25 protein-coding genes are annotated in these 22,205 nt (G+C 64.6%); 13 read left to right on the top strand and 12 right to left on the bottom strand.

Features of this window, described 5'->3' with window-relative positions:
• The 3 genes from CH249_RS00555 to CH249_RS00545 all read left to right on the top strand — a co-directional run.
• A partial coding sequence (locus CH249_RS00555) for a biotin/lipoyl-containing protein (RefSeq protein WP_141214784.1) occupies window positions 1–168 on the top strand: 168 nt, incomplete at its 5' end.
• 66 nt (window positions 169–234) lie between these two features.
• A complete protein-coding gene (locus tag CH249_RS00550) occupies window positions 235–660 on the top strand; it encodes a DUF1707 domain-containing protein (RefSeq protein WP_094645304.1) in 426 nt (141 codons plus the stop codon).
• Window positions 657–1,343 carry a haloacid dehalogenase type II gene (locus tag CH249_RS00545; RefSeq protein WP_094628566.1) on the top strand — a complete coding sequence of 229 codons (687 nt, stop codon included), beginning with the start codon at window positions 657–659 and terminating at the stop codon, window positions 1,341–1,343. Before CH249_RS00550 ends, CH249_RS00545 begins: the two co-directional genes overlap by 4 nt.
• Before the next feature lie 13 nt (window positions 1,344–1,356).
• On the opposite strand, the gene CH249_RS00540 is transcribed toward CH249_RS00545, so the two are convergent.
• Genes CH249_RS00540 through CH249_RS00530 form a run of 3 tightly spaced genes read right to left on the bottom strand, consistent with a single transcriptional unit; the run spans window position 1,357 to window position 2,971 of the window.
• Window positions 1,357–1,917, bottom strand: a complete 561-nt coding sequence (locus CH249_RS00540; protein ID WP_094683119.1) for an AAA family ATPase — start codon at window positions 1,915–1,917, stop codon at window positions 1,357–1,359.
• Window positions 1,917–2,540: a class I SAM-dependent methyltransferase gene (locus CH249_RS00535; protein WP_094683120.1), complete on the bottom strand. Its 624-nt coding sequence runs from the start codon at window positions 2,538–2,540 to the stop codon at window positions 1,917–1,919. The genes CH249_RS00540 and CH249_RS00535 overlap by 1 nt, the downstream gene beginning before the upstream one ends.
• 29 nt (window positions 2,541–2,569) lie before the next feature.
• On the bottom strand, window positions 2,570–2,971 hold the full coding sequence (locus CH249_RS00530) for a VOC family protein (RefSeq protein ID WP_094645308.1): 402 nt from the start codon (window positions 2,969–2,971) through the stop codon (window positions 2,570–2,572).
• Window positions 2,972–3,139: 168 nt separating this feature from the next.
• Here CH249_RS00530 and CH249_RS00525 point away from each other — a divergent pair, with 168 nt between their 5' ends.
• Window positions 3,140–3,664, top strand: coding sequence for an alpha/beta fold hydrolase (locus tag CH249_RS00525; protein WP_094645310.1), 525 nt, complete (start codon window positions 3,140–3,142; stop codon window positions 3,662–3,664).
• Here the strand turns inward: CH249_RS00525 and CH249_RS00520 are convergent.
• On the bottom strand, window positions 3,655–4,191 hold the full coding sequence (locus CH249_RS00520) for an NTP transferase domain-containing protein (protein ID WP_094645452.1): 537 nt from the start codon (window positions 4,189–4,191) through the stop codon (window positions 3,655–3,657). The two genes, CH249_RS00525 and CH249_RS00520, sit on opposite strands and share 10 nt — an antisense overlap.
• Before the next feature lie 175 nt (window positions 4,192–4,366).
• Here CH249_RS00520 and uraD (CH249_RS00515) point away from each other — a divergent pair, with 175 nt between their 5' ends.
• The 4 genes from uraD (CH249_RS00515) to pucL are packed head-to-tail and all read left to right on the top strand — an operon-like array spanning window position 4,367 to window position 8,030.
• Complete coding sequence (uraD, locus tag CH249_RS00515) at window positions 4,367–6,271, top strand: 2-oxo-4-hydroxy-4-carboxy-5-ureidoimidazoline decarboxylase (protein ID WP_045195792.1); 1,905 nt, start codon at window positions 4,367–4,369, stop codon at window positions 6,269–6,271.
• Between the two features lie 10 nt (window positions 6,272–6,281).
• The gene (uraD, locus tag CH249_RS00510) at window positions 6,282–6,785 is read left to right on the top strand and encodes a 2-oxo-4-hydroxy-4-carboxy-5-ureidoimidazoline decarboxylase (RefSeq protein WP_032397426.1); all 504 of its coding nucleotides are present in this window, start codon (window positions 6,282–6,284) and stop codon (window positions 6,783–6,785) included.
• On the top strand, window positions 6,782–7,108 hold the full coding sequence (gene uraH / locus CH249_RS00505; RefSeq protein ID WP_032397427.1) for a hydroxyisourate hydrolase: 327 nt from the start codon (window positions 6,782–6,784) through the stop codon (window positions 7,106–7,108). Before uraD (CH249_RS00510) ends, uraH begins: the two co-directional genes overlap by 4 nt.
• Window position 7,109: 1 nt before the next feature.
• A complete protein-coding gene (pucL, locus tag CH249_RS00500) occupies window positions 7,110–8,030 on the top strand; it encodes a factor-independent urate hydroxylase (RefSeq protein ID WP_094683097.1) in 921 nt (306 codons plus the stop codon).
• 10 nt (window positions 8,031–8,040) lie between these two features.
• Here pucL and CH249_RS00495 read toward each other — a convergent pair whose 3' ends face one another.
• Both CH249_RS00495 and CH249_RS00490 read right to left on the bottom strand, forming a co-directional pair.
• Complete coding sequence (locus tag CH249_RS00495) at window positions 8,041–8,673, bottom strand: DUF2461 domain-containing protein (protein WP_045195795.1); 633 nt, start codon at window positions 8,671–8,673, stop codon at window positions 8,041–8,043.
• A 9-nt stretch (window positions 8,674–8,682) separates the two neighbouring features.
• Entirely contained in the window at window positions 8,683–10,251 is a 1,569-nt protein-coding gene (locus CH249_RS00490) for a PucR family transcriptional regulator (RefSeq protein WP_045195796.1), read from the bottom strand.
• 216 nt (window positions 10,252–10,467) lie between these two features.
• On the opposite strand from CH249_RS00490, the gene CH249_RS00485 reads away from it, so the two are divergent.
• Window positions 10,468–11,280, top strand: a complete 813-nt coding sequence (locus CH249_RS00485) for an FAD binding domain-containing protein (RefSeq protein ID WP_032397431.1) — start codon at window positions 10,468–10,470, stop codon at window positions 11,278–11,280.
• Window positions 11,277–13,991, top strand: a complete 2,715-nt coding sequence (locus CH249_RS00480; protein ID WP_094683098.1) for a molybdopterin cofactor-binding domain-containing protein — start codon at window positions 11,277–11,279, stop codon at window positions 13,989–13,991. The genes CH249_RS00485 and CH249_RS00480 overlap by 4 nt, the downstream gene beginning before the upstream one ends.
• On the opposite strand, the gene CH249_RS00475 is transcribed toward CH249_RS00480, so the two are convergent.
• The 3 genes from CH249_RS00475 to CH249_RS00465 form a co-directional block, all read right to left on the bottom strand.
• Window positions 13,963–14,400 carry an Lrp/AsnC family transcriptional regulator gene (locus CH249_RS00475; protein WP_032397433.1) on the bottom strand — a complete coding sequence of 146 codons (438 nt, stop codon included), beginning with the start codon at window positions 14,398–14,400 and terminating at the stop codon, window positions 13,963–13,965. The two genes, CH249_RS00480 and CH249_RS00475, sit on opposite strands and share 29 nt — an antisense overlap.
• 98 nt (window positions 14,401–14,498) lie before the next feature.
• Window positions 14,499–15,209, bottom strand: a complete 711-nt coding sequence (locus CH249_RS00470) for a CPBP family intramembrane glutamic endopeptidase (RefSeq protein WP_094645320.1) — start codon at window positions 15,207–15,209, stop codon at window positions 14,499–14,501.
• On the bottom strand, window positions 15,209–16,393 hold the full coding sequence (locus CH249_RS00465; RefSeq protein WP_094683099.1) for an NAD(P)H-binding protein: 1,185 nt from the start codon (window positions 16,391–16,393) through the stop codon (window positions 15,209–15,211). Before CH249_RS00465 ends, CH249_RS00470 begins: the two co-directional genes overlap by 1 nt.
• Before the next feature lie 54 nt (window positions 16,394–16,447).
• Between CH249_RS00465 and CH249_RS00460 the strand changes: the two genes are divergently transcribed.
• On the top strand, window positions 16,448–17,050 hold the full coding sequence (locus CH249_RS00460; RefSeq protein ID WP_032397436.1) for a ribulose 1,5-bisphosphate carboxylase large subunit: 603 nt from the start codon (window positions 16,448–16,450) through the stop codon (window positions 17,048–17,050).
• 3 nt (window positions 17,051–17,053) lie between these two features.
• On the opposite strand, the gene CH249_RS00455 is transcribed toward CH249_RS00460, so the two are convergent.
• Window positions 17,054–18,172 (bottom strand): acyl-CoA dehydrogenase family protein, encoded by a 1,119-nt coding sequence (locus tag CH249_RS00455; RefSeq protein WP_032397437.1) that lies wholly within the window; start codon window positions 18,170–18,172, stop codon window positions 17,054–17,056.
• Between the two features lie 377 nt (window positions 18,173–18,549).
• Between CH249_RS00455 and CH249_RS00450 the strand changes: the two genes are divergently transcribed.
• The gene (locus CH249_RS00450; RefSeq protein ID WP_094683100.1) at window positions 18,550–19,779 is read left to right on the top strand and encodes an aminotransferase class I/II-fold pyridoxal phosphate-dependent enzyme; all 1,230 of its coding nucleotides are present in this window, start codon (window positions 18,550–18,552) and stop codon (window positions 19,777–19,779) included.
• Window positions 19,776–21,341, top strand: a complete 1,566-nt coding sequence (locus CH249_RS00445; protein ID WP_094683101.1) for an NAD-dependent epimerase/dehydratase family protein — start codon at window positions 19,776–19,778, stop codon at window positions 21,339–21,341. The genes CH249_RS00450 and CH249_RS00445 overlap by 4 nt, the downstream gene beginning before the upstream one ends.
• Here CH249_RS00445 and CH249_RS00440 read toward each other — a convergent pair.
• Window positions 21,325–21,849 (bottom strand): DUF1992 domain-containing protein, encoded by a 525-nt coding sequence (locus CH249_RS00440; RefSeq protein WP_094683102.1) that lies wholly within the window; start codon window positions 21,847–21,849, stop codon window positions 21,325–21,327. The genes CH249_RS00445 and CH249_RS00440 overlap by 17 nt on opposite strands.
• Window positions 21,850–21,953: 104 nt before the next feature.
• Window positions 21,954–22,205 (bottom strand): modification methylase HgiDII, encoded by a 252-nt coding sequence (locus CH249_RS00435; RefSeq protein WP_094628544.1) that lies wholly within the window; start codon window positions 22,203–22,205, stop codon window positions 21,954–21,956.

Genomic DNA, 22,205 nt, shown 5'->3' with positions numbered 1-22,205 from the left:
GCTGTCGACGAAGGCCACACCGTCGAGGCCGGGGACCTCATCGCCGTCCTGGAAGCGATGAAGATGGAAAACCCCGTCAACGCCCACAAAGCAGGCACCATCACCGGCCTGACCGTCACCGCAGGCGACGCCATCACCCAAGGCACCGTCCTCGCAGAAATCAAATAACGACATATCGGTAGCGATGCGAATTTTGGCTCGAATCCGGGCCTTGGATAGCGTTACCCTGTAGCAATGTCCGAGCTTCCGGAAATTCGTATCGGTACAGCTGATCGGGAAAAGGCGCTCGACGCGCTGAGCCTGCACTTCAGCGAGGGTCGCCTCACGGTTCCCGAGTTCGACGAGCGCAGTGCCACTATCGCTTCGGCCACGACGCGTGGGGAGCTCGACACAGTATTCGTCGATCTCCCCGCGACGCCGGGTACGGCCCAGGCACCTGCTCGGACCGGGGCGTCGCCCGTTCCGGCAACGGCCGGAACCGGTATCGACTGGCGTGCAGTGGTGATGCCGGTGGTGATATTCGGTTCCCTGGCATTGTTCTTCCTCACCGACTTCGATCAGAACTGGCTCTTCTTCCTTCTCATTCCGTTGGCGGGTGCGGTGCTGTCGGCAGGTGGCCATTCCAAGAACGAGAAAAGGAAGAAGAAGAGGGATCGTTGAAGGCGCTTCTGTTCGATGTGTTCGGCACGGTGGTCGATTGGCGCACCAGTGTGGCCCGTGAGGTCGAATCTCTGTGTGGTTCCGACGTGGACAGTCATGCATTCGCCGACCGCTGGCGCAGCCTGTATCAACCGGCGATGGAACAGGTCAGGTCGGGTAGTCGACCGTTCACGCGGCTCGACGTACTTCATCTCGAGTCTCTTCGAGTCGTGCTGTCGGAGTTCGACGTTCAGCTCGACGACGCCGACGTCGCATCCTTGAACAACGTGTGGCACCGATTGGATCCGTGGCCGGACTCGGTGCCCGGTCTCACGAGACTGCGGACCGATTTCATCATCGCCCCGCTCTCCAACGGCAATATCTCGTTGCTTCTCGACATGGCCAAGAACGCTGGACTGCCGTGGGACGCGATCCTCGGTGCAGAACCGGTCCAGGCGTACAAGCCCATGCCCGACGCGTATCTCCGCACCGCGGAGATTCTGGGTCTGGAGCCGAGCGAATGCATGATGGTCGCTGCCCACAACAGTGATCTCGTGGCAGCAGCCGACTGCGGGTTCGCTACGGCGTTCGTCGCCCGTCCACTCGAACACGGGCCGAGCCAGACCGCCGACCTCGCCGCGGAGTCGGACTGGACCCACAGCGTCGACTCGATCGAGTCTCTGGCAACACAATTGGGCTGCTGACCGCACCTGCCGCTCAGTGACGCGCGAGAGGAATGAGCTGGCGCGCAATCCACGCGTCCACGTCCCGATGCGACCGGAAGCGGACAATCGTCAGCTCTGGGCGGCGCGCACTCAGTTGCCGCACCCGCTCGGTGGTCGACCGATCGGTGTTCCACGCCCATCGAATGATGTGTTCACGGTCGAGGAAGATGCGGTGCAGTGGCGGCTCGATGTTCCCGTTCCACAGCTCACGCCTACCGAACCTGCGGCGTAGCGTCCGAATTGTCACCTGCCGCATAACTGTTCGACGGGGTAGGTCGAGCCACAGGAACAGCTCGGCTCGGTCGGCGAGACGGTCTCGGACATACTGCCATTCGGTGACCCAAGAAGAACGTGCAACGAACTCGTCGACGTCGTGCTCGAAGGTCGGACGCGGTGTCCAGTTCGGTCCGTGGAACAGGCTGTCGATCTCGATGTGTTCGATGCCGAGCAGGCACCCGAGGCGCGCGGCCAGCGTGGTCTTGCCGGAACCGGATGTTCCCGCGACGACGATTCGCGCAGGGCGATGTGGCAGCGCAGCATCCGGTCCGAAAATCACGACCGCGTCGCTCGTGTGCGGGCCAACAGATACGCCTGAGGCGTGGGTTCGTGCCCCATCGGGGCTCGATGCACGCGCACGTCCACCTCGAAGTCCGCGTCGACGAGCATGCCCGCGACTGCGTCGGGGTCGAGTCGATAGGCGTCGTAGGAGACCGAGTGCCCGTAGACGTGTTCGAGCCGCACTCGCTGGTCGCCGGACTGAAATGCCAAGAGCAGTGGACCGTTGGGCATGAGCACTCGATGCAGTTCGGCGAACACGGCAGGCAGGTGCGCCGGAGGGGTGTGGATGATCGAGTACCAGGCAACGATCCCGGCAACGGAGCTGTCCCCCTCGTCCAATGCCTCCATGGATCCGACACCGAATCGCAGGTGCGGATGTTCGCGCCGAGCGACCTCGATCATGTTGGGCGACAGATCCATTCCCGCTACGTCGAGGCCGAGGCGGTGCAGCTCCGCGGTGATGCGGCCGGATCCGCAGCCCACCTCCAGAACGGACCCGCTCGGTACCCGGGCCGCGAATGTCGCCAACAATCCGTGCTCGAGATGTCGGCCGTCGAGCTCGTCGCGGACGAGGTCGGCGTAGCTTTCGGCGACGGTGTCGTAGGCAGATCTCGTCATCGAAACATGCTGGTGCTCGGCCACGGTGGCTACGGTACCGGCTCACCCGGCGTCGGCAGGTACGAGTGCGTCAGCATCTCGAAGAAGTGACCGGTCGGGTCGCGGAAGTACACTCCGCGGCCACCGTGACCGGTGTTGACGGTGCCGGGTTCGGTCATCCGAGGATCGGCCCAGTGCTCGATGCCCTGGTCGACAAGCCTGGCGTAGGCCGCATCGAACAGATCGTCGCTGACTCGAAAGGCGTAGTGCTGGAACTGAATATCGTCGAAGGGAGGCTCGGCGAATTGAACGAGCGTGCCGTCGGTGAGTTGCACGTTGACGAACGGCCCCCACGACGGTGCCTCCGGCAGAGCGAACAGCGTGCGAAAGAACGCCGCAGAGTCGGAACTGTTCTTCGCCACGATGATGGTGTGATCGAACGAAATGGACATGCGCTGCCTCCTGGGCAGTACGACGCCTCCATGCCTGACGCAGTCCGTCATCGACACGCGACGCTGCCGCCGATGCTCGCACGGACCCCGAATCCGAGTCAACCGGTGAATTCACGGCCGCAGTTCGGTCATCTCCGATGACAGCATTGCCGAGGAAAGGACCACAGCATGGTCGGCCGACTTCTGTTCGTTCACGGTGCCGGCGGATTCGTCGACGACGCACCGCTGGCCAACGGGCTTGCGCAGGCTCTGCGCCTCGACCCTCGGATGCCGGAGCTGCCCGACACCGCGATGGGTTTCGAGGACTGGGCCGAACCGGTTCGGCAGCACCTGGACCGGCTCGGACCCGACGATGCGGTGATTGCGCATTCTTTCGGCGCATCGATCCTCGTCAGGGTCTTGGCAGAACATCGCCGGGAGCTACCCCTGCGAGCCACTCTGTTGGCAATGCCGGACTGGACGCCGCGTGGGTGGGACGTCGCCGACTACGCGTTCACCACCCAGGAGCCCGAGACCGGCCTGACACTCCTCCACTGCCGGGACGACGACGTGGTTCCCATTTCTCACCTGGCGCTGAACTCGAAGGCTCTTCCGTCGGCGACGGTGGTCGAGTTCCCGACCGGTGGTCATCAGTTCGACGGCATGATCGACGCCGTTGCCGCTCGAATCCTCCGACCGGGCGCTCACCGATAGTCGTGATCGATTCCCGTTGCCCAGTGCGAACATTCGACGGCAACGACGTCGTCTCTTCCCCTCAGGAAGTCTCGGGCACCTGAGTCTCCCGATGCCGATGCCACGGCTGCGTCCACGTGTCGACGCGCCAGAACGACAGGATGGCCGGGACGGCCGTCGAACACGGCCCTGGCGAGACCGGTTTCCCGCGCTGCACCGAGTACTGCCCGAACCACCTCGGATCCGACGTCCGGGGTGTCGACCACGTGCACAACCGCGTACTCCGCGTCCGCCGTCGCCGCCAAACCGGCGGTGAAGGAGGCGCTCATGCCCTGGTTCCACTGGGGCGTGTGCACCGCGATCACGCCGTCGGGCATGGGCGCATCTGCTGCGCCGAGAACCACGACCACGCGATCACAGCCACCGTCGCGCAGCGCCTGCACCGCCGTCCGCAACCACAGCCCGTCGTGGGCGAGAACCTTGGGCGATCCGTATCGCGTTCCGGCACCGGCGGCCAGTAGCACTCCGACGGCCAGGTCCGACACGATCGCTCCCTTCTCCGTTCGGTGGAGTCTTGGATGTTCGCACAACGTCCACGTCGAGTACGCCCCGAAGTTTGTGCGCGCTCGACTAGCGAGGATAGGCGTGATGGCTGATTCTTAGTGCACTTCTCCTGCAGCGTCGCAGGAATCCTGCCCTGTTGCTTCCGCGAGGTGCCCACCCATGTCCGTCAAGCCCACCACACGCAAACGTGTCCATCCTGTCGACGAAGTGCTTCCCGTTCCGAAACTTGCCGCCTACGGGTTCCAACATGTCGTCGCGTTCTACGCAGGCGCTGTCCTGGTACCGATCATCATCGGCAGCGCGATCGGACTGACCAACGAACAGTTGATCCACCTGATCAATGCGGATCTGTTCACCTGCGGCATCGCATCGATCATTCAATCGGTCGGATTCTGGAAGGTCGGCGTTCGACTCCCGCTGCTGCAGGGTGTGACGTTCGCCGGTGTCTCTCCGGTAATCGCGATCGCGATGGCGAACGGCGGCGGCACCGAGGGGTTGCTGTACGTCTACGGCGCCGTCATCGTCGCCGGACTCGTCACCTTCTTCATGGCTCCGTACTTCAGCAAGCTGCTGCGGTTCTTCCCGCCGGTGGTGACCGGTACCGTCATCACGATCATCGGTGTCGCGCTGCTCCCGGTGGCCGTCAACGATGCGGTGACCAATCCCGCTACGCACGAGCAGGATCCGACGAACGGCCGGTGGATGGCGTACGCGATCGGCACGCTGCTGATCATCGTGCTGATCCAACGTTTCTTCAAGGGCTTCATGGCCACCATCGCCGTGCTGCTCGGCCTCGTGATCGGAAGCGCCGTGGCATTCGTGCTGGGAGACATGAACTTCGACGGCACCTCGGATGCATCGTGGGTCGGCTTCACCCAACCCTTCCTGTTCGGAGTACCCAAATTCAGTGTCATCGCGATCATTTCGATGATCGTCGTCATGCTCATCATCGCCGTCGAAACCACCGGCAGTGTGTATGCGACGGGTGAGATCGTCGGCAAGCGCATCAAGAAGGACGACATCGCAGCGACTCTGCGGGCGGACGGAGTGGCCACCGTCATCGGCGGTACGTTCAACTCGTTCCCGTATACGGCGTTCTCGGAGAATGTGGGCCTGGTGCGCCTGACCGGTGTGCGCAGCCGGTGGGTCGTCGCCGCGGCCGGCGGCATCATGATCCTGCTCGGCCTGCTGCCCAAGACCGCGGCGGTCGTCGCGTCCATCCCGCCACCGGTACTCGGTGGTGCCGCGCTGGCGCTGTTCGCGACCGTCGCCGTCGTCGGAATCCAGACGCTGTCGAAGGTGGACTTCACCGATCATCGCAACCTGATCATCGTGGCCACCAGTCTCGGACTGGCGATGCTGGTGACCATTCAACCGTCGGTCTCCGAGGGCGTGCCGGATTGGCTCGAGATGTTGTTCGGCAGCGGCATCGTTCTCGGCGCGGTGTCCGCGATCGTGCTCAACGTGTTGTTCTTCCACATCGGCAACCGCGGCCAGGCGGTTGCAGGCGGTCCGGGTAAAGGCATCACCCTCGACAAGGTCAACGAGATGTCCGCCGAGGACTTCGCCGCCACGTTCGGCGGCCTGGTGCAGGGCACTCCGTGGGTGGTCGAACGCGCCTACCAGCAGCGCCCTTTCGCCGATGCGCACGGTCTGCGCGAGGCCTTCCAGGAGGCACTGTTGGCCGGCACCACCGAGGAACAGATCGAGCTGATCAACAGCTACCCCGATCTCGGCAGCGAGGACGCCACCGGCACCCTCAACGCGGCCGATCACGTCGGCCTGTCCAACCTCGAGGAGGACGAACACAACAACATCGTCCAACTCGCCGCCGAGTACAGGGAACACTTCGGCTTCCCGCTGGTGATCTGCGCGCGGGAGACCGAACGCTACGATCGAGTCCTGGCCAACGGCTGGTCTCGCGTCGAGAACGCACCGTCGGCCGAGCGGTCGTTCGCGATGATCGAGATTGCCAAGATCGCCAACTACCGGTTCGACGATCTCGTGGCCGATGCCAACCCGATCGCGGCCGCGCGGTTCGGTCGCATCAACGATTTCAGATAGAGAGCGCGAGTTGCTACACGAATGGATAGGGCTCGACGGGTTCAATCGGCTCAGTGACAGGCAGGCGATGCATGCGCTCTACGAGTGCTGCGCGTCGTCGATCTGGGCCCGTCGAGTCGCCCACGGTCGCCCCTTCGACAGCCGAGACATGCTGTTGGACAGAGCAGATCGGGTGTTGGCCGAACTACCCGAGGCGGAGATCGACCATGCGCTCGACGGTCATCCTCGGATCGGAGGCAAGGCCGACAACCCGTCGTCGAAACGTGAGCAGGCCGCGGTGACGAGCGCGGGCACCGAGGTGCTCGACAAGCTGGCGGCGGGAAATCGTTCCTACGAGGAGAAGTTCGGTCACGTCTACCTGGTGTGCGCCACCGGCAGATCCGCGGAGGAACTGCTCGCTATCCTCGAGGAGAGGCTCGACAACGATGCCGAAACCGAAAGACGGGTGCTGCGCGTGGAACTGGCCAAGATCAATCGAATTCGCCTCGGCCGCATGCTGGGCCCCGAGCAGTGACGGGATTGTCGACGCACGTCCTCGACGCGACGTCGGGGACACCTGCGGTAGGGATGAGGGTGCGGTTGTTCCATCCCGAGGAAGGCGAGATCTCCACGGCCACCACCGATGGCGACGGCCGCATCGGCGAGGTCGTGCCCGGTCCGATCGATCCGGGCGTGTACCGCCTGTCGTTCGACACCGGCGACTACTTCGAGGCGACGAGAACACCGAGCTTCTATCCCGAGGTGTCCATCTCGTTCACCGTCACCGATCCCGACGCCCACTACCACGTCCCATTGCTGTTGTCCCCCTTCGCTTATTCGACCTATCGCGGGAGCTGACATGACCGACCTGACCGGCAAGATCGTCCTCGGATCCAATCAGTACGGCAAGGCCGAGAACCGCGTGGTGCGGATCTATCGGGACTCGCCTCGGCACGAGATCCACGACATCAACGTCTCGAGCGCTCTGCGTGGTGACTTCTCCCCAGCTCACCTGGTGGGCGATCAGTCCAATGTCCTTCCCACCGATACTCAGAAGCAGACCGCGTACGCGTACGCGAAGACCAAGGGATTGCTCCACCTGGAGAGTTACGGCCTCGATCTGGCCCGCCACTTCGTCGACGATGTGGAGCCGGTGGAGGGTGCGCGCATCGAACTCGAGGAGTACGCGTGGGCCCGCGCGGTGATCGACGGCGTCGAGCACGATCACACGTGGACCCGCAAGGGCGAGGAGATCCGTACGTCGGCGGTGACCGTCGAGGGCAAGGGTGACGCGCAGCGGACGTGGGTGATCAGCGGCTTCAAGGAAATGGTGATTCTCAAGTCGACAGGTTCGGAGTTCCACGGATTCCTCGAGGACGACCTGACGATTCTCGAGCCCACGACCGACCGGGTGATGGCGACATCGTTGACAGCGCAGTGGCGATACACCACCACCGACGTCGAGTGGGACGGCGTCTACGCGGGCGTGAAGGCGGCGATGATCGAACGGTTCGCCAATTTGCAGTCACTGGCCCTCCAGCAGACCCTCTACGCCATGGGCGAGGCGGTGCTGGAGAAGTATCCGTTCATCGCCGAGATCACCATGTCCGCACCCAACAAGCATCACTTCGTCTACGACCTGGGCAAGTTCGGCATCGAGAACAATCTCGAGGTGTTCAACGCGGACGATCGGCCGTACGGTCTGATTCAGGCAACCGTCGAACGCGAGGATGCCCCGGACGCCGGAAGTGCCTGGCGGACATACTCTGTCGTCGGGTAGTGCGCTGAGTTCACGTGTGCAGTGCCGCAGTCCACTCCACCAACGGTGCGAGAGCTCGCCAGGCATCGCGCACCTTCGTCGCGGCCTTGGGTGTCTCGAGCCACGCGGGTGAGCCGAAATGCTTGCCCGCGGTGAGTGACTTGTGGCGCAGGAGGTCGATGCGCGGGTGGTCGAGCTCGTATCCCCGCGGCTTGGTCTTGAGCTTGTCGCCGCCGATCTCGTAGCCGGCCTTGGTCAGCGTCGCCAGTATCCGCTCGAGTTCGGCTCCGCGGACGTCGTCGTCGACGGTGCGGCGGTAGCGGGCAACGCCCTCGGACGAGGAGTTGTAGAAGCCGCCTGCAACGAACAATCCGGCGGGATCTATCTGCACGTAGAAGCCGAGACTGTCACCGCGAGCGACGAAGCCGCCCTGGTGGGTCTTGTACGGGGTCTTGTCCTTGGAGAAGCGAACGTCGCGGTAGGGGCGGAAGACCTTTGCGGTACCGAACTCCGATTCGAGTGTCGCGAGCAACGCCGTCATCGGACCCTTGACCGCGTTGTCGTAGACGTCCTTGTGCTCGTTCCACCAGAGCTTGCTGTTGTCGGCTTCGAGGTCCTCGTAGAAGTCCAGAGCCGCGAAGGGTATTCCGGTGAAGCCAGTCATCGTTCGATCCTATGCGGCCCCGGTAGCCGACGAACGAGGGATGGATTGAAGCGCGAGATAGACATCGAGCCGATCCGAGGTGGAACTCATATCGCGGCCCAGCAACTCCTCGACTCGCTTGATTCGGTACCGCACGGTGTTCAGGTGTACGTGCAACGATTCGGCCGTTCGGTTCCACGATCCGCCGGTGGCCAGGAACTCGCGGAGGGTATCGGTCAGACCGGCATCGGTTCGCCTGTCGTAGTCGAGCAGCGGCGCCAGAACGTGTTCGACGAACGACCGACGCACGTCGTCGGGCAGAGCCGAGAGCATCGTCACCGCCGATGTCGGCTGCGCACCCGCGGTGATGGTCACCGGGCTCGACCCTTGCCTGCTCATTTCCAGTGCGTGGCGGGCCGATCGCAGCGCGCCGTCGATGGTGATCCCGGTCGCTTCGGAACTGACGCCCACGAGCAGACGGCTGTGTCCGATGCCGGAGCCCAAGCGGCTCAATCGGGTTCGCAGTGTGTGCGTGAAGCTCGGATCGTCGGTGTTCACGACGGCGACGATGTCGCCGTGCGTGCTGCATCCGACGCACCCGCCGCCGAAGGAGGTCAGGGTGTCGCTCAGAACCGTGCGCAGCATCTCGCGCAGGTCGATCCGTCCGCTGTGGACGACCCTGACGACGACCAGCGAGCGGTCCGGGTCGACTCCTGCCTGGCGCAGCCGCGTCATGGCTTCGGGTCTGGTGCTGTCGGTTTCGATCAACGCCACTGCCTGGTCGGCGATTTCACGACGGACCAGCCGCCCCTCCTCGCGTCGAGCACGATCGAGCGCGGCGATCGCCGCGAGCTGACCGAACGCGTCGGAGATGGCGGGTGGGAACGTCGCCATGTCTCCGGCCACTGCGAGGAACCATCGCGTGGTCCGCTGCACGAGCGACGGTCCGATGCCGAAGATGCTGTACACATCGCCGTCACCGAGAGTGGTTGTCGTGGGGAGCCTTTCGGAGGACAGCGCGGCGTGCGTCAGCGTGTCCACGTCGGCATCGGTGAACGCCGAGACCTCGGCGACCAGCCGACGTCCGGTCGCGGTGAAGATCAGACACGCCATCCCGGTCTCCCTGGAGGTGTGCAACGCCAACTCGTCGAGCGCCCTGCCGTCCGCGATCGCCGTGAGCAGCTGACGTTGCCGGACGAGCGAGGTGTTCAGCATGGCTATGCGGTCTCCGGTGACACGGCCGACGAGGAACTCGGTCACCTCCCCGAACGACACGGCCTCGGGTATTGCGAGCAGCGGTAGACCGTGCCGCTCGCAGGCCTCGATCAGATCGGGTGGGACGTGGCCGAGAAGCCCTTCACCGGCGGCCAGTGCCGACGCTCCCGATTCGGTGACGGCCCGGACGAACATCTCACTGTCCGCGCGCGTTCGATGCCATACGAGACCGGTGATGACCAGCTCACCACCCGCGATGTAGCGCGACGGGTCGGGCAGATCCGTCGTGTACGTCCATCGCAACGTCCGACCCAGTGCGTCGGTATCGGAGGTGAGCAATCGAATGCCGAGCTGCGCGGCGTCCAGCAAGTCCTTGACCTGCACTGCGGTTCCTCCCCCGGCCCTCGCTGAGCGTGCCCGAAACAGCCGAGCGCGTAGGAAGAAACAGTATGTGTGGGTTGTTTCCACCGGGTTTCGGGCGTATCGCCGAACGACCGAAGATCGGTAACAGATACTCACTACAGTTCGAGAGAACACATCGGCTGGTGGATCTGCCGGCGTGGAGGATCCGCCGGCGAGGACGAGGGGTGAACGACGACCATGGATCTCGGTACTGTCGACGACATCGTGCTTCCCGGCTCCCGCGCGGACCTTCCGCCAGGACGTGTGGACACTGCGGTCCTCGCGGGAGGTACCTGGCTGTTCTCGGAGAAGCAGGACCATCTGGCCACCCTCGTCGACATCACCGCCTTGGGCTGGGAGCCGTTGACCGTCACCGAGACCGGGCTTTCTATCGCCGCGACGTGCACCATCGAGACGCTGGCGCGCTACACCTCTCCGTGGCCGGCCACCGCGCTGTTTCCCCGCTGCGCAGCAGCATTGTTGGCCTCGTTCAAGATCTGGAAGACCGCCACCGTCGGCGGCAACATCGCGCTGGCCCTTCCTGCCGGAGCGATGATCTCGTTGACCGCAGCCCTCGACGGCGTCGGGCAGGTGTGGTCGGGCGATGGCCCCGATCACGACTACCGCATCGCGATCGCAGACCTGGTCACGGGCCCGCACGCCAACGCCCTGCGACCGGGAGACGTGCTGCGCAGTATCGATGTCCCACTGCACGCTCTCCAGTCGCGAACGGCGATGCGCAAGCTCGCGCTGTCACCGCTCGGCCGATCGGCGGCCGTGGTGATCGGGCGGGTCGACGAGGGCGGCGAGTTCGTTCTGACCGTCAGCGCGTCGACCGTCCGTCCGTTCGTTCTGCGCTTCCCGGCCCTGCCGACGGCGGGCGAACTCGACGACGCGCTCGCCGCCACCATCGGTCCCCAGCACTGGTACGACGACCCCCACGGGGCTCCGGACTGGCGGCGTCACATCAGTTGCACTGCAGCGCAGCAGATTCGCGAGGAGTTGTCATGATCGTAGACATCAACGGTGTACCGACCGATGTCACTCCACGGCCAGGTCAGTGTCTGCGCACCATGCTCCGTGAACACGACCACTTCGAGGTGAAGAAGGGGTGCGACGCGGGCGACTGCGGCGCATGTTCGGTTCTCGTCGACGGTGAACCGGTGCATTCGTGCATCTTCCCCGCGTTCCGTGCAGCGAACCGGTCCGTCACCACCGTTGCGGGGCTCGGTACACCGGACGATCTCCATCCGATGCAGAGCCGGTTCGTCGAAGCCGCCGGATTCCAGTGTGGGTTCTGCACTGCGGGAATGATCGTCACGGCCTCGACGCTGACCGAGGGCGATCTGGACGAGCTTCCCGAACGGCTGAAGGGAAACCTGTGTCGCTGCACCGGGTATCGCGCCGTGTCCGACGCCGTCTGCGGAGTGGTCAACACCGAGAAGTCCGTCGACGGTCCGGCGTGTGGACGGTCCCTCGCGGCACCGGCAAGTACCCGCATCGTCACCGGAACCGAGCCGTACACACTCGACCACACCCCTCCCGGATTGCTGCACGCCAGTGTTCTCGGAAGTCCACACGCACATGCCCGGATCGTGTCCATCGATACCAGCGCGGCCGAGCAGGTGCCGGGCGTCCAGTTGATCCTGACTGCGAAAGACAGTCCGAGAACCGCGTTCTCGACGGCCCGACACGACCGCCGCGTCGACGATCCGGACGATACCCACGTTCTCGATACCGTCGTGCGCTTCATCGGCCAGCGAGTGGCGATCGTGGTAGCAGAATCGGTCGCGGCAGCCGAGGAAGGGTGCCGCGCTCTCGTCGTCGAGTACGACGTGCTGCCCGCAGTGTTCGATCCGGAGTCCGCGCTTGCCCACGATGCGCCGAAGATCCACGGCGACAAGGACGCGACGGCTCGGATCGCGGATCCGTCGCGCAATCTGGTGGCCGAGCTGCACGGCAGTACCGGGGACGTCGACGCGGGCGTCCGCGACGCAGCTGCGGTGGTCACCGGCCGCTGGACCACTCAGCGGATTCAGCACGTGCACCTGGAAACCCACGGCACCATCGGCTGGTTGGACGAGACCGGAAAGCTGAATCTGCGCACCAGCACTCAGGTTCCGTTTCTGGTGCGAGACGAGATCTGCGAGATCTTCGGCTTGGCACGCGATCGCGTCCGCGTGTTCACCGCGCGCGTCGGCGGCGGATTCGGCGGCAAGCAGGAGTTGCTCACCGAGGACGTGGTGGCGCTGGCGGTACTGCGTACCGGTAGACCGGTGCAGTTCGAGTTCACGCGCACGGACGAGTTCACCGTGTCGCCGTGTCGTCATCCGTTCCGTGTCGACGTCACCGCCGCCGCGAGCGCCGACGGTATCCTGACGGCCCTGGCGATCGACGTCCTCACCGACGCCGGTGCCTACGGGAACCACAGTGCCGGAGTGATGTTCCACGGCTGCGGCGAGTCGGTGGCGATCTACCGGTGCGCCAACAAGCGGGTCGACGCAAAAACCGTGTACACCAACAACATTCCGTCCGGAGCCTTCCGCGGTTACGGATTGGGGCAGGTGATGTTCGCGATCGAATCGGCGATGGACGATCTCGCCCGAGAGATCGACATCGATCCGTTCGAGTTCCGCAGGCGCAACGTGATCGTCCCCGGCGACGACATCGTCGCCGCACACCACGAGGCGGACGATCTGCAGTTCGGCAGCTACGGCCTCGACCAGTGCATCGATCTGGCCGAAGCCGCTCTGCGACGCGGCAACGGCGAGCACGCACCGGCGGGATGGAAGGTCGGCGAAGGGATGGCGGTGGCCATGATCGCGACCATTCCGCCGCGCGGTCACCGCGCCGAGACCTCGGTGGCATTGCTGCCCGAGGGTCGGTACGAGATACGGGTCGGGACTGCAGAATTCGGCAACGGCACCACCACCGTCCACACTCAGATCGCGGCGAGTGAGCTGGGCACGTCCGTCGACCGCATCGGAGTCGATCAATCCGACACCGACTCGGTCACGTACGACACGGGCGCATTCGGTTCGGCGGGCACCGTGGTGGCGGGCAAGGCCCTGTACGCGGCGGTTCGCGCGATGTCGACTCGGATCCTGGAGTTGGCCGCCGCCGCGACCGGACACCGGAATTCGGACTGCACACTCGGACCGGAGGGGGTGCGCTGCGGAGATCGCTTCGTCACCCTCGACGACGTTCTGACGATGGCAGGAGGCACCCTCGTGACCGCGGGCAACAGTGGTGGGCTGCCGCGTTCGCTCGCGTTCAACGTGCACGCGTTCCGGGTGGCGGTGCACGAGGACACCGGTACCGTGAAAATACTGCAGTCGGTGCAGAGCGCGGACGCAGGAACCGTGATGAACCCGCAGCAGTGCCGTGGACAGGTCGAGGGTGGCGTCGCCCAAGCGATCGGGAGCGCACTGTACGAGGAGATTCGTACCGACGGTGCCGGTCTGGTCACCACCGATTCGATTCGCAGCTATCACGTTCCGCAGTTCGCGGACATTCCCCGCACCGAGGTTCTGTTCGCCGACACCTACGACCGTCTGGGTCCGTTCGGTGCCAAGTCGATGAGCGAGTCTCCGTACAACCCCGTGGCACCGGCTCTGGCCAACGCGATCCGTGACGCCGTCGGTGCCCGACTGTACGACCTGCCCATGTCGTCGGACCGGGTGTGGCGTGCGGTCAGCGGTCGTAGAAGGTCTGCAGAATGATCGTGCTGCGTGTCCGCACGTTGGCGGTTGCTCGGATCTCCTGCAGCAGACGCTCGAGCGCCCTCGGCGACTCGACGCGTACCAGCAGGACGTAGCTTTCCTCACCGGCAACCGAGTGGCACGACTCGATGGCCGACAGATGCTTCAACCTGGCGGGGGCATCGTCCGGTTGCGCGGGATCGATCGGAGTGATGGCCACGAACGCCGACAGCGGCCGACCGAGGGCCTCCGGGTCGACCTGCGCCGTGTACCCACGGATCACGCGTCGGGACTCCAGCCGCCTGACTCTGGATTGAACGGCCGAGACGGACAGCGAAGCCTTCTCCGCCAACGTCGCCAGAGTGGCGCGTCCGTCGGAGACAAGCTCGTCGATGATCAAACGATCGACGCGATCGAGATTTTCACTCACCTGCGCAATGTAGCCCAGATCCCGAACGAATCAGCGGCCAGATCCGTTATCGCTGGTCGAATCGGTGCTTGTGCCTCTTTTCGATCGTCCGGCAGAGGTCACACGAAGAGCGGCGGTAGGGCGAGAACCATGACCGCCGACCAACTGACGTGCGTCAGGATCGGCGCCAGAATTCCGCCGGACGCACGCCGCTGCAGTCCCATCACGTACCCCAGAAGTACCGCGGCGAAGCCGAGCATCGGGTTGCCCGAGGCGAGGGTGGCGATCGCGTAGACGACCGTCGAGATGATGACCGGATGCCTGACGCCGATGGCCGCGTACAACGCTCCTCGGAAGAAGATCTCCTCGGCGACGCCGTTGAGCAGCGCGATGAACACGATGAGCACCAGCGAACCCACCCGAGCGTGCGCCAGTACGTTCTCGGTGAAGTCGGCGAGCGGCGGTATCTGCCGAACGACGAGTCCGCCGAGCATGAACACCCCACCGACGGCGAGGCCGATCAGGATGGGTGTGACGATCGGTCGCCTGATCGATCCCCCGACCTGAATGCGTCCGAGATGCAATGGGCCCGAAAGGAATCCACCTACCGTCCACACCGCAGCCAACACCAGGGTCAGTGCGTAGAACGCCGGATCGCCCGGCTCGACCTTGAGCGAGAAATAGAGCACCGTCGCACCGATCACCAGTGTGATCAGCACGATGATTCTCCGCTTGCGGAACGCTGCGTCGGACTCCTTGTGATCGCGCTCGACCGGGTCGACCAGAGCGGACTTCATCACGTTGAGCGCGGTCGTGGACCACGTTCCCATCACGCCTCCTCGGTATCGGTCAGTCGGCGCACGACCGACCTCGCGCGTCGATTCACGTCGGCCATCACGTCGAGATTGGTCCGCACCGCCGCCGCAACGGGCTTCGAGTACAGCAGTCGACGCCCACCGAGGGCTTCGATCAACCCCCACGTGCGGTCCGACGACGCCGCGACACCGCGACGCCTGATCCCCAGGGCGTCACCGCCGCTCCACGCCGCGTCGGTGTTCGCCAGCCGAAGCGGATCCTTCAGGGAGCACACACCGGGAGGGTCACCGACCATTCCCCGCACACTACGGGCCATGGCGTCGGCAATCGTGGTGAGACCTCGGGGAGGGTCGGGAACGAGCTCGCGAATCCGACTCTCGGACGTCGTCATCGTGTTGTGCAATGATCCGACGAGATCCTCGGCGAGTCCGGCGGGAATCGGAATGATCTTTCCGATCACCTTTCCTGCGAGCGAGGTCGGCACCAGCGGCACCGGAACGCCGATGCGCTGGAGACCGGCAGCCTCGACGTACGCGAACACCAGATCTCGATACGGCACCACATCCGGCCCACCGATGTCGTAGGAGCCCGCCGGGACCGTCTCGGCGTCGGCGGACGCCACCAGGTAGTGCAGCACGTCGTCGACGGCGATGGGCTGCACGGGCTCGGCCAGCCAACTCGGCAGCGGCAGCACCGGCAAGCGGTCCGCGAGGTAACGCAACATCTCGTACGACGTCGAGCCGGCACCGAGGACGATGGCCGCTCTGAGCCAGACCAGCTCGACGCCGTCCACCGTCAGTGCCTCGCCGACGTCCGCCCGGCTCGCGAGGTGCTCCGACAGATGGTCGTCGTCGGGTACGAAACCGCCGAGGTAGACGATTCGGCCCACTCCCGCACGGGCGGCCGCGGCTGCGAACTGCTCGGCGGATCGTCGGTCCTGCGCGCGGTAATCCGACTCGCCGATGGCGTGAACGAGGTAGTAGGCGACATCGATGTCACCGGATTCCGCGAACGCGGCCGCGCAGGACCGTTCGTCGGTGACGTCGAGCGAGACTGCGGTGACGGAGTCGAAGAAGTCGAAGGTCCGCAGGTTGTCCGGCGTTCGGGAGCCGACGACGACGTCGGCATCGTCGGCCAGCAGCGCTGCCACCAACCGCGACCCGATGTATCCGCTGGCACCGGTGACGAGAGCTCTCATGCGTCGAGGCTAACGGCACTCGGGGCGTGGTGTCGGTGTGGCATTGTCGCTCCTATGGCTCTGGTCTTGGCAGGTGTGGTTCTCCCCGATCCCCTCGGTACCGAAACGGTGCTCCGGCGCGGAGTCGCGGTAGCGCGGGCCGGAGCGGGCTGGATGCTCACCACGACCGCTTTCGCGCTTACCCTCCCCGGCCGAATCGAAGCACTGCTGACGCGTATTGAGATGTTGATGACACGCATCGATCACGTGATCGACTCCGCCGACGCCGTGGTCGCCAGCGTGCAGCGGACAACCGGTGCCGCGGACGACGTGGTCGCCTCGGCATCGGTCGCCTCGCACACCGCGCTCGAACTGATCGAGTTGTTCGATCCCATCGCCAAGAAATCCGAACCCATGGCCCGCAAGTTCGTCGACAACCTCTCGGAGGAGGAAGTCGACGCAGCGATCGCCATGGTCGATCAGCTGCCTGGACTCCTCGCTCACATGGAAGCGCTGCTTCCCATCCTCGCCACCCTCGACACGGTGTCCCCCGAGATTCACGAGCTGCTCGGAGTCACCAAGGACGTCCGGCGCGCGGTCATCGGAATCCCCGGATTCAAGTTCTTCCGAAACCGCGGCGAGGACAAGCTGGCCGACGAAGAGCGATTCGAGGACTGACCCCTACTTGACGAAGGCGAACTCTTCGCCTGCGTGGAACCGGGCGAGGGTCTCCGAGATCGATCGCCGTGACGGCGGATGAAAAGCAAAGGCGTGCAATGCCGCTGCGACATAAGCGATTTCGGGTGACTTGATGAAGCCGATCCCGCCCAACGATTCGACCGCAGCGGAACTGCCCCGCACCAGAGCGTCGCGAACGGCGATGCGGTTGAACAACAACCTCACCGAGATGTCCTGCCCGCGTTCACCTTCGTCGAAGGCGCGGGCCACGTTCTCGATCGCCGCCATCGACGTCTCCAGTTCGGCCGCCGCGCGAGCGTATCCCTCGTAGTCGCCTTTGTCCTGCTCGATCATGCGCTCGAGCAGAGACGTCGCTGCACCGATGTAGTTGGCCGAGATCAGCATGCCGAACCAGAGGTATCCGGTCATCTCGTGCACGCCGTCGGGGTCGTCGTCCTTGTTCGGCAGAACCAGACTGGCAGGCACTTCGACGTCCTCGAGCAGGACCTCTTCGCTCTGCGCGCCGGCCAGGATGTCGGTGGTCCAGAACGGCTTCACGCTCATTCCCGGGAGACTTGCCGGGATCAGGGCGACGGCACGGTCGCCGGAGTCGATCTCCACGCTGCAGGTCAGCAGATCCATCGATCGTGCCAGGCTGCACGGCTTCTTGCTGCCGTTGACGATGTAGTTCTCGCCCTTCTTCACCGCGGTCATCGTCGGGATGAACACACTCCCGCCGGTCACGCCCTCCGAGAATCCGGAGGCGACGATCGCCTTCTGTTCGACCAGTCCCTTGATCAAGGCACGGTCGTCCTCGGTGGCACCGCGAGCGAATTCCGTCAGCGAGGCGACCGAGAGATGGTGCATCGTGGTTCCCGCACCCAGAGAGGGCGACCGCGACCCGATGGCCCGCTGCGCCCGGACCGCGTCGATGGCCGGAGCACCGAGACCCCCGAGTTCGGTCGGAACCACCAAACCGGTGCCACCGAATTCTCGAAACTTGTCGATCGCGTCCGACTCACGCGACTCGAGTCGATCCAGCGGGGTTGTGTCCAGATAGTGCATCAAACCCGGCATGTACTTCTCGAGGGTTTCCCTTTCGCGCACCATTAATCCAGTCACAGTTCTTCTCCTTGTGTCACTAATCGATTGTGTGCCACTGATTGATTGCGTCTACGCCGTTTTTGTGCCATCACTTGATCGCGACAAATCGGTCGTAATCCATAATCACAGCGGTGGAGCAGGTGAATTCGCGCTGACCATCGACGATACCCTGTGACCTGCACAGATAAACTAAAGATATCGTAAAATCTTGGCGATCAAAAAATACCGAGATCATTTTTTCGGGCCGTTTTACCGACTGATTTCCGTTGCGAAAGCGTCTATCGAAACATCGAATATTCTTTCGTCGAATACCGATCGATGTCGCCGCCGGCTCCGAATCAACTCATGAATTCGCGACGAACCACAATCGACTCTGTGAGGAGTTCTGGTACACGATGGTTGTCAACAGATTGATGAAACGACTCGGCGGCGACGAACGCGTGGATTTGCTGCGGGCCGTCCGAGAAGCCGATGTGGTCCCCTACTTCCGCAAGATGGAATCGGCTGTCGCTCCCGTCGTTCGCGTCGAGGGCGAAGACAAGATCATGCTCGGTTCCAACAACTACCTCGGCATCGCCGACCACCCGAAGGTGGTCGAGGGTGCTCAGCACGCACTCGACACGTTCGGCAGTGCCGTCACCGGAAGTCGCCTGCTCAACGGCACCCTGGACCTCCACCTCGAACTCGAACACGAGATCGCCCAGTGGCACGGAACCGACGACGCACTCGTCTTCACCACCGGCTACCAGACGAATCTCGGAACGATCAGCGCGATCGTCGGCCCCGGTGACACGGTGATCGTCGATTCTGCAGCCCACGCCTCGATCCGCGACGGCAGCGCGCTCTCCGGAGCGTCGGTGGTCAAGTTCAAGCACAACGACATGGCCGATCTCGAGGCCCGACTCCAGCAGCCCGTCGTCGACGACGGGGCCGTGCTGGTCATCGTCGACGGCCTCTACTCCATGGAGGGCGACCTCGCACCGCTCGATGCCGTCTCCGAGCTGTGTATCCGTTATCACGCGGCACTGATGGTCGACGAAGCCCACAGCCTCGGCATCTACGGGCCCCAACTCACCGGAGCCGCCGAGCTGTTCGGCATCACCAGGGACGTCGACGTCACGATGGCGTCACTGTCGAAGAGCCCCAGCTCCACCGGCGGGTTCGTCACCGGATCGAGTGATCTGATCGACACCCTGCGAGTCAAGGCCCGCGCCTTCCTTTTCACGACTTCCGGCGTGCCTGCTGCGGTGGGAGCCGCGCTGGCTTCGGTCAAGCTGATCCGCAGCGACGATGGCAAGGATCGGGCTCGGCGCGTCCTCGACAACGCCGAGATGCTGCGCGGCGGATTGCAGTCGGCCGGGCTCGACGTAGCCGGTAGATCAGCGACCCCGCACGGAGACACGGCCTCACCGATCGTCTCACTCCACGTCGGCGACGATCTGGTGGCCATGAGTCTGTGGAAGAACCTCTACGACCGCGGCATCTTCACCAGCGCCGCCTTGCACCCCGCGGTGCCGAAATCCGGTGCGATACTGCGCCTGTGTGTGATGGCAACACACACCGAACAACAGCTGTCGACCGCAACGGACCACATCGTCGAGGCCGTGGCCGGACTACCCGGATGAGTGAGCACACCCGCGGTCTCCGTATTGCGGTCACCGGTGCCACCAGCGATTTCGCAGCCGCGATCCTGCCCAGATTGTTCGACGACCCCGAGGTGGACACGGTCGTCGGCATCGCCCGTCGGCCTGCGCGAATACAACACCCCAAGTTCACCTCCGTCCGATCGGACATCCGGTCGCCGGAACTCGAGACGCTGTTCGACGGCTGCGATGCCGTCCTGCATCTGGCGTTCGTCGTCGAGGAGCTCAGGGACAAGACCGAAACTCACGACATCAACCTGCGCGGCTCACGCAACGTGATCGACTCGGCGTACCGAGCGGGCGTCGCGCGGGTGGTGATCGCGTCGAGCATCAACGCGTACGGTGCCGACATCGCACCGGAACCGCTCACCGAGAACACCTATCCCACAGGTGACCCGGGCCGCTACTACTTCTACGACAAGGCCGAGGTGGAGCACTACGCGGAGTGGTGGCTGCGCAGACACCCCGAGGAGATGGCCATCTCCATGCTGCGGTGCACCTACATCGTCGGACCCGACTTCTCCAACGACGGAATCGATCAGTTCACCGGCCCGGTGGGAGCCTTTCCCGACGCGGATCGCGCGTCGTATCAATTCCTGTATCAGGACGACATGGCCGACGCGTTCCACCGAGCCGCGAAGACCGACCTCGTCGGCCCGTACAACCTCGGTCCGGTGGACTGGGTCGGTGTACGCGAACTCGCCGCGATGCAGGGGCAGGTGATGTTCGACGTTCCCCAGAAAGCCGCGACCCACGTCGCGAACGTGGCGTTCCGGCTGGGCCTGACGCCCTTCTCCGGGCAGTGGGTGACACCGGGCGAACCGATCGTCGACTCCTCTGCCCTCGGCCGCGCCACCGGCTGGGCACCGACTCTCACGGCACACGAGAGCGCGGCGGTGATGATTCTGTTACAAGGCAAGCCGCTGCTTCGGCGCGGTGACGCCCTCGCACGCGGCATCGCCTGCGAAGCCGCCCTACGCCCGGCCTCCGAGGCGGTGGAGCTGAGCCGCGCGGACCTCGCGGCCCTGCAGATCGACCATCGACAGCTCGATACCGGTCACGGAAGCGTGCACGTCGAGATCCATCGGTCGTCCACGGGATCCGATCGTTCCGTCGTTCTTCTGGCGGACACCGGTACGCACGGGCGGTATCTGACGACGTTGGCGTCGGACATCGCGGCCGGAGGCGTCGATGTCGTCGTGCTCGATCTCCCCGGGCACGGCTTGAGTACGGGTCGGCGCGGTCGATCGTCGGCGGCGCAGACCACCGCCGCCGTGGATGCGGCGTCACGGTTCGCTCGGGTGGAACTCGACACCGCGCCGATCACGGTGCGCAGCGGTGTTCGCCACGCAGCGGACACGCTGATCGGCGGTATCGTCCGGCGGGCAACCGGCTGGACGACGATGGACGAGCCCAGCCGATCCGACGGCCTGCTGCCGGACCGGACTCGCGTCGACGGGACCTCGAGCATTCCGTTCGTGTCGACCGCCGCCGATGCACTGGCCCTGTGCGCGACGACACCGGGCCTCAGCGCCGCCGGATGAACCTGCTGCCGATACGCGTCCACCACGACGGTCGGCCGACGCCCGTCGTCGTGGCACCGGTTGTCCGGGCCGCCTGAGCGGCGTGCTCGCGCGCGAGTCGGTCGACCTCGGCGCGGTTGATCCGCCAACTCTCCATCCAGGTCTCGACGTCCACCGGGCCGAGCGGCACGACCGGCGGCGTCGGGAACCGAATCCAGTCGACGATGCGAGCATTCAACTCGTCCAGCACATCTCGCGCCGAGTCCTCGCGCCGGATGGCGATGAGCGTCGACGGCAGCCGCTCGATCTCCTTGCGCAGCTGCAATGCGGTCGGCAGCAGTGCGTCGGCGGGCAGGTTCTCCCTCTTCAGAAAGCCTCGCACCCACCACAACTCGTCACCGGGATCCCCCATCGGGATCGGCTTGCCGGTCCCTTCCAGATTCTCGAACGCGCCGCTTTCCTGCGCCTGACGTATCTGTTTGTCCACCCAGGACTCGAACGTGACTCCTGGTTCCTTGCGCTCGGTCACCCCACCGACTGTAGATCCGTGGCTGCGCCGTTCGCCAGATCCGAACACGACGAAGCCCCAGACCGGTGTGCGGGCCGGGGCCGGGGTCGCGGCGGTGTCGGGGGTCAGCCGTACTCGGCGACCAATCGATCGAATTCGTCACGGTCGATGACCTGTGGCTCGTTGATCGCGAGCGCCTGCGCGTACTTGCTCGCCAGGTGGTAGTCACGACCGAGCGGCCCCTGCTCGGCATCGTCATCGTCGGATTGGATGCTTGCGCCCGGAGGCACCTCGTTCTGCAGTCCGTTGGTCTTGCTGCCGAGCAGAGCGTCGAGTTTCGCGGAAATCTTCTGCATGATCTCTTGGTCGTCGGTCAT

It is taken from the genome of Rhodococcus sp. 05-2255-3B1, from assembly GCF_002258545.1.
Classification (GTDB): Bacteria; Actinomycetota; Actinomycetes; order Mycobacteriales; family Mycobacteriaceae; genus Rhodococcoides.
The sequence above is the reverse complement of the archived record's forward strand: the minus strand, read 5'-3'. Positions and strand labels throughout refer to the sequence as shown.

Coding starts and splice junctions, on each gene's coding strand:
- CH249_RS00550 (WP_094645304.1), top strand. CDS start 235: ATGTCCGAGCTTCCGGAAATTCGTATCGGTACAGCTGATCGGGAAAAG.
- CH249_RS00535 (WP_094683120.1), bottom strand. CDS start 2,540: ATGACGAGATCTGCCTACGACACCGTCGCCGAAAGCTACGCCGACCTC.
- CH249_RS00530 (WP_094645308.1), bottom strand. CDS start 2,971: ATGTCCATTTCGTTCGATCACACCATCATCGTGGCGAAGAACAGTTCC.
- CH249_RS00525 (WP_094645310.1), top strand. CDS start 3,140: ATGGTCGGCCGACTTCTGTTCGTTCACGGTGCCGGCGGATTCGTCGAC.
- uraD (WP_045195792.1), top strand. CDS start 4,367: ATGTCCGTCAAGCCCACCACACGCAAACGTGTCCATCCTGTCGACGAA.
- pucL (WP_094683097.1), top strand. CDS start 7,110: ATGACCGACCTGACCGGCAAGATCGTCCTCGGATCCAATCAGTACGGC.
- CH249_RS00495 (WP_045195795.1), bottom strand. CDS start 8,673: ATGACTGGCTTCACCGGAATACCCTTCGCGGCTCTGGACTTCTACGAG.
- CH249_RS00485 (WP_032397431.1), top strand. CDS start 10,468: ATGGATCTCGGTACTGTCGACGACATCGTGCTTCCCGGCTCCCGCGCG.
- CH249_RS00480 (WP_094683098.1), top strand. CDS start 11,277: ATGATCGTAGACATCAACGGTGTACCGACCGATGTCACTCCACGGCCA.
- CH249_RS00470 (WP_094645320.1), bottom strand. CDS start 15,209: ATGGGAACGTGGTCCACGACCGCGCTCAACGTGATGAAGTCCGCTCTG.
- CH249_RS00465 (WP_094683099.1), bottom strand. CDS start 16,393: ATGAGAGCTCTCGTCACCGGTGCCAGCGGATACATCGGGTCGCGGTTG.
- CH249_RS00460 (WP_032397436.1), top strand. CDS start 16,448: ATGGCTCTGGTCTTGGCAGGTGTGGTTCTCCCCGATCCCCTCGGTACC.
- CH249_RS00450 (WP_094683100.1), top strand. CDS start 18,550: ATGGTTGTCAACAGATTGATGAAACGACTCGGCGGCGACGAACGCGTG.
- CH249_RS00445 (WP_094683101.1), top strand. CDS start 19,776: ATGAGTGAGCACACCCGCGGTCTCCGTATTGCGGTCACCGGTGCCACC.
- CH249_RS00435 (WP_094628544.1), bottom strand. CDS start 22,205: ATGACCGACGACCAAGAGATCATGCAGAAGATTTCCGCGAAACTCGAC.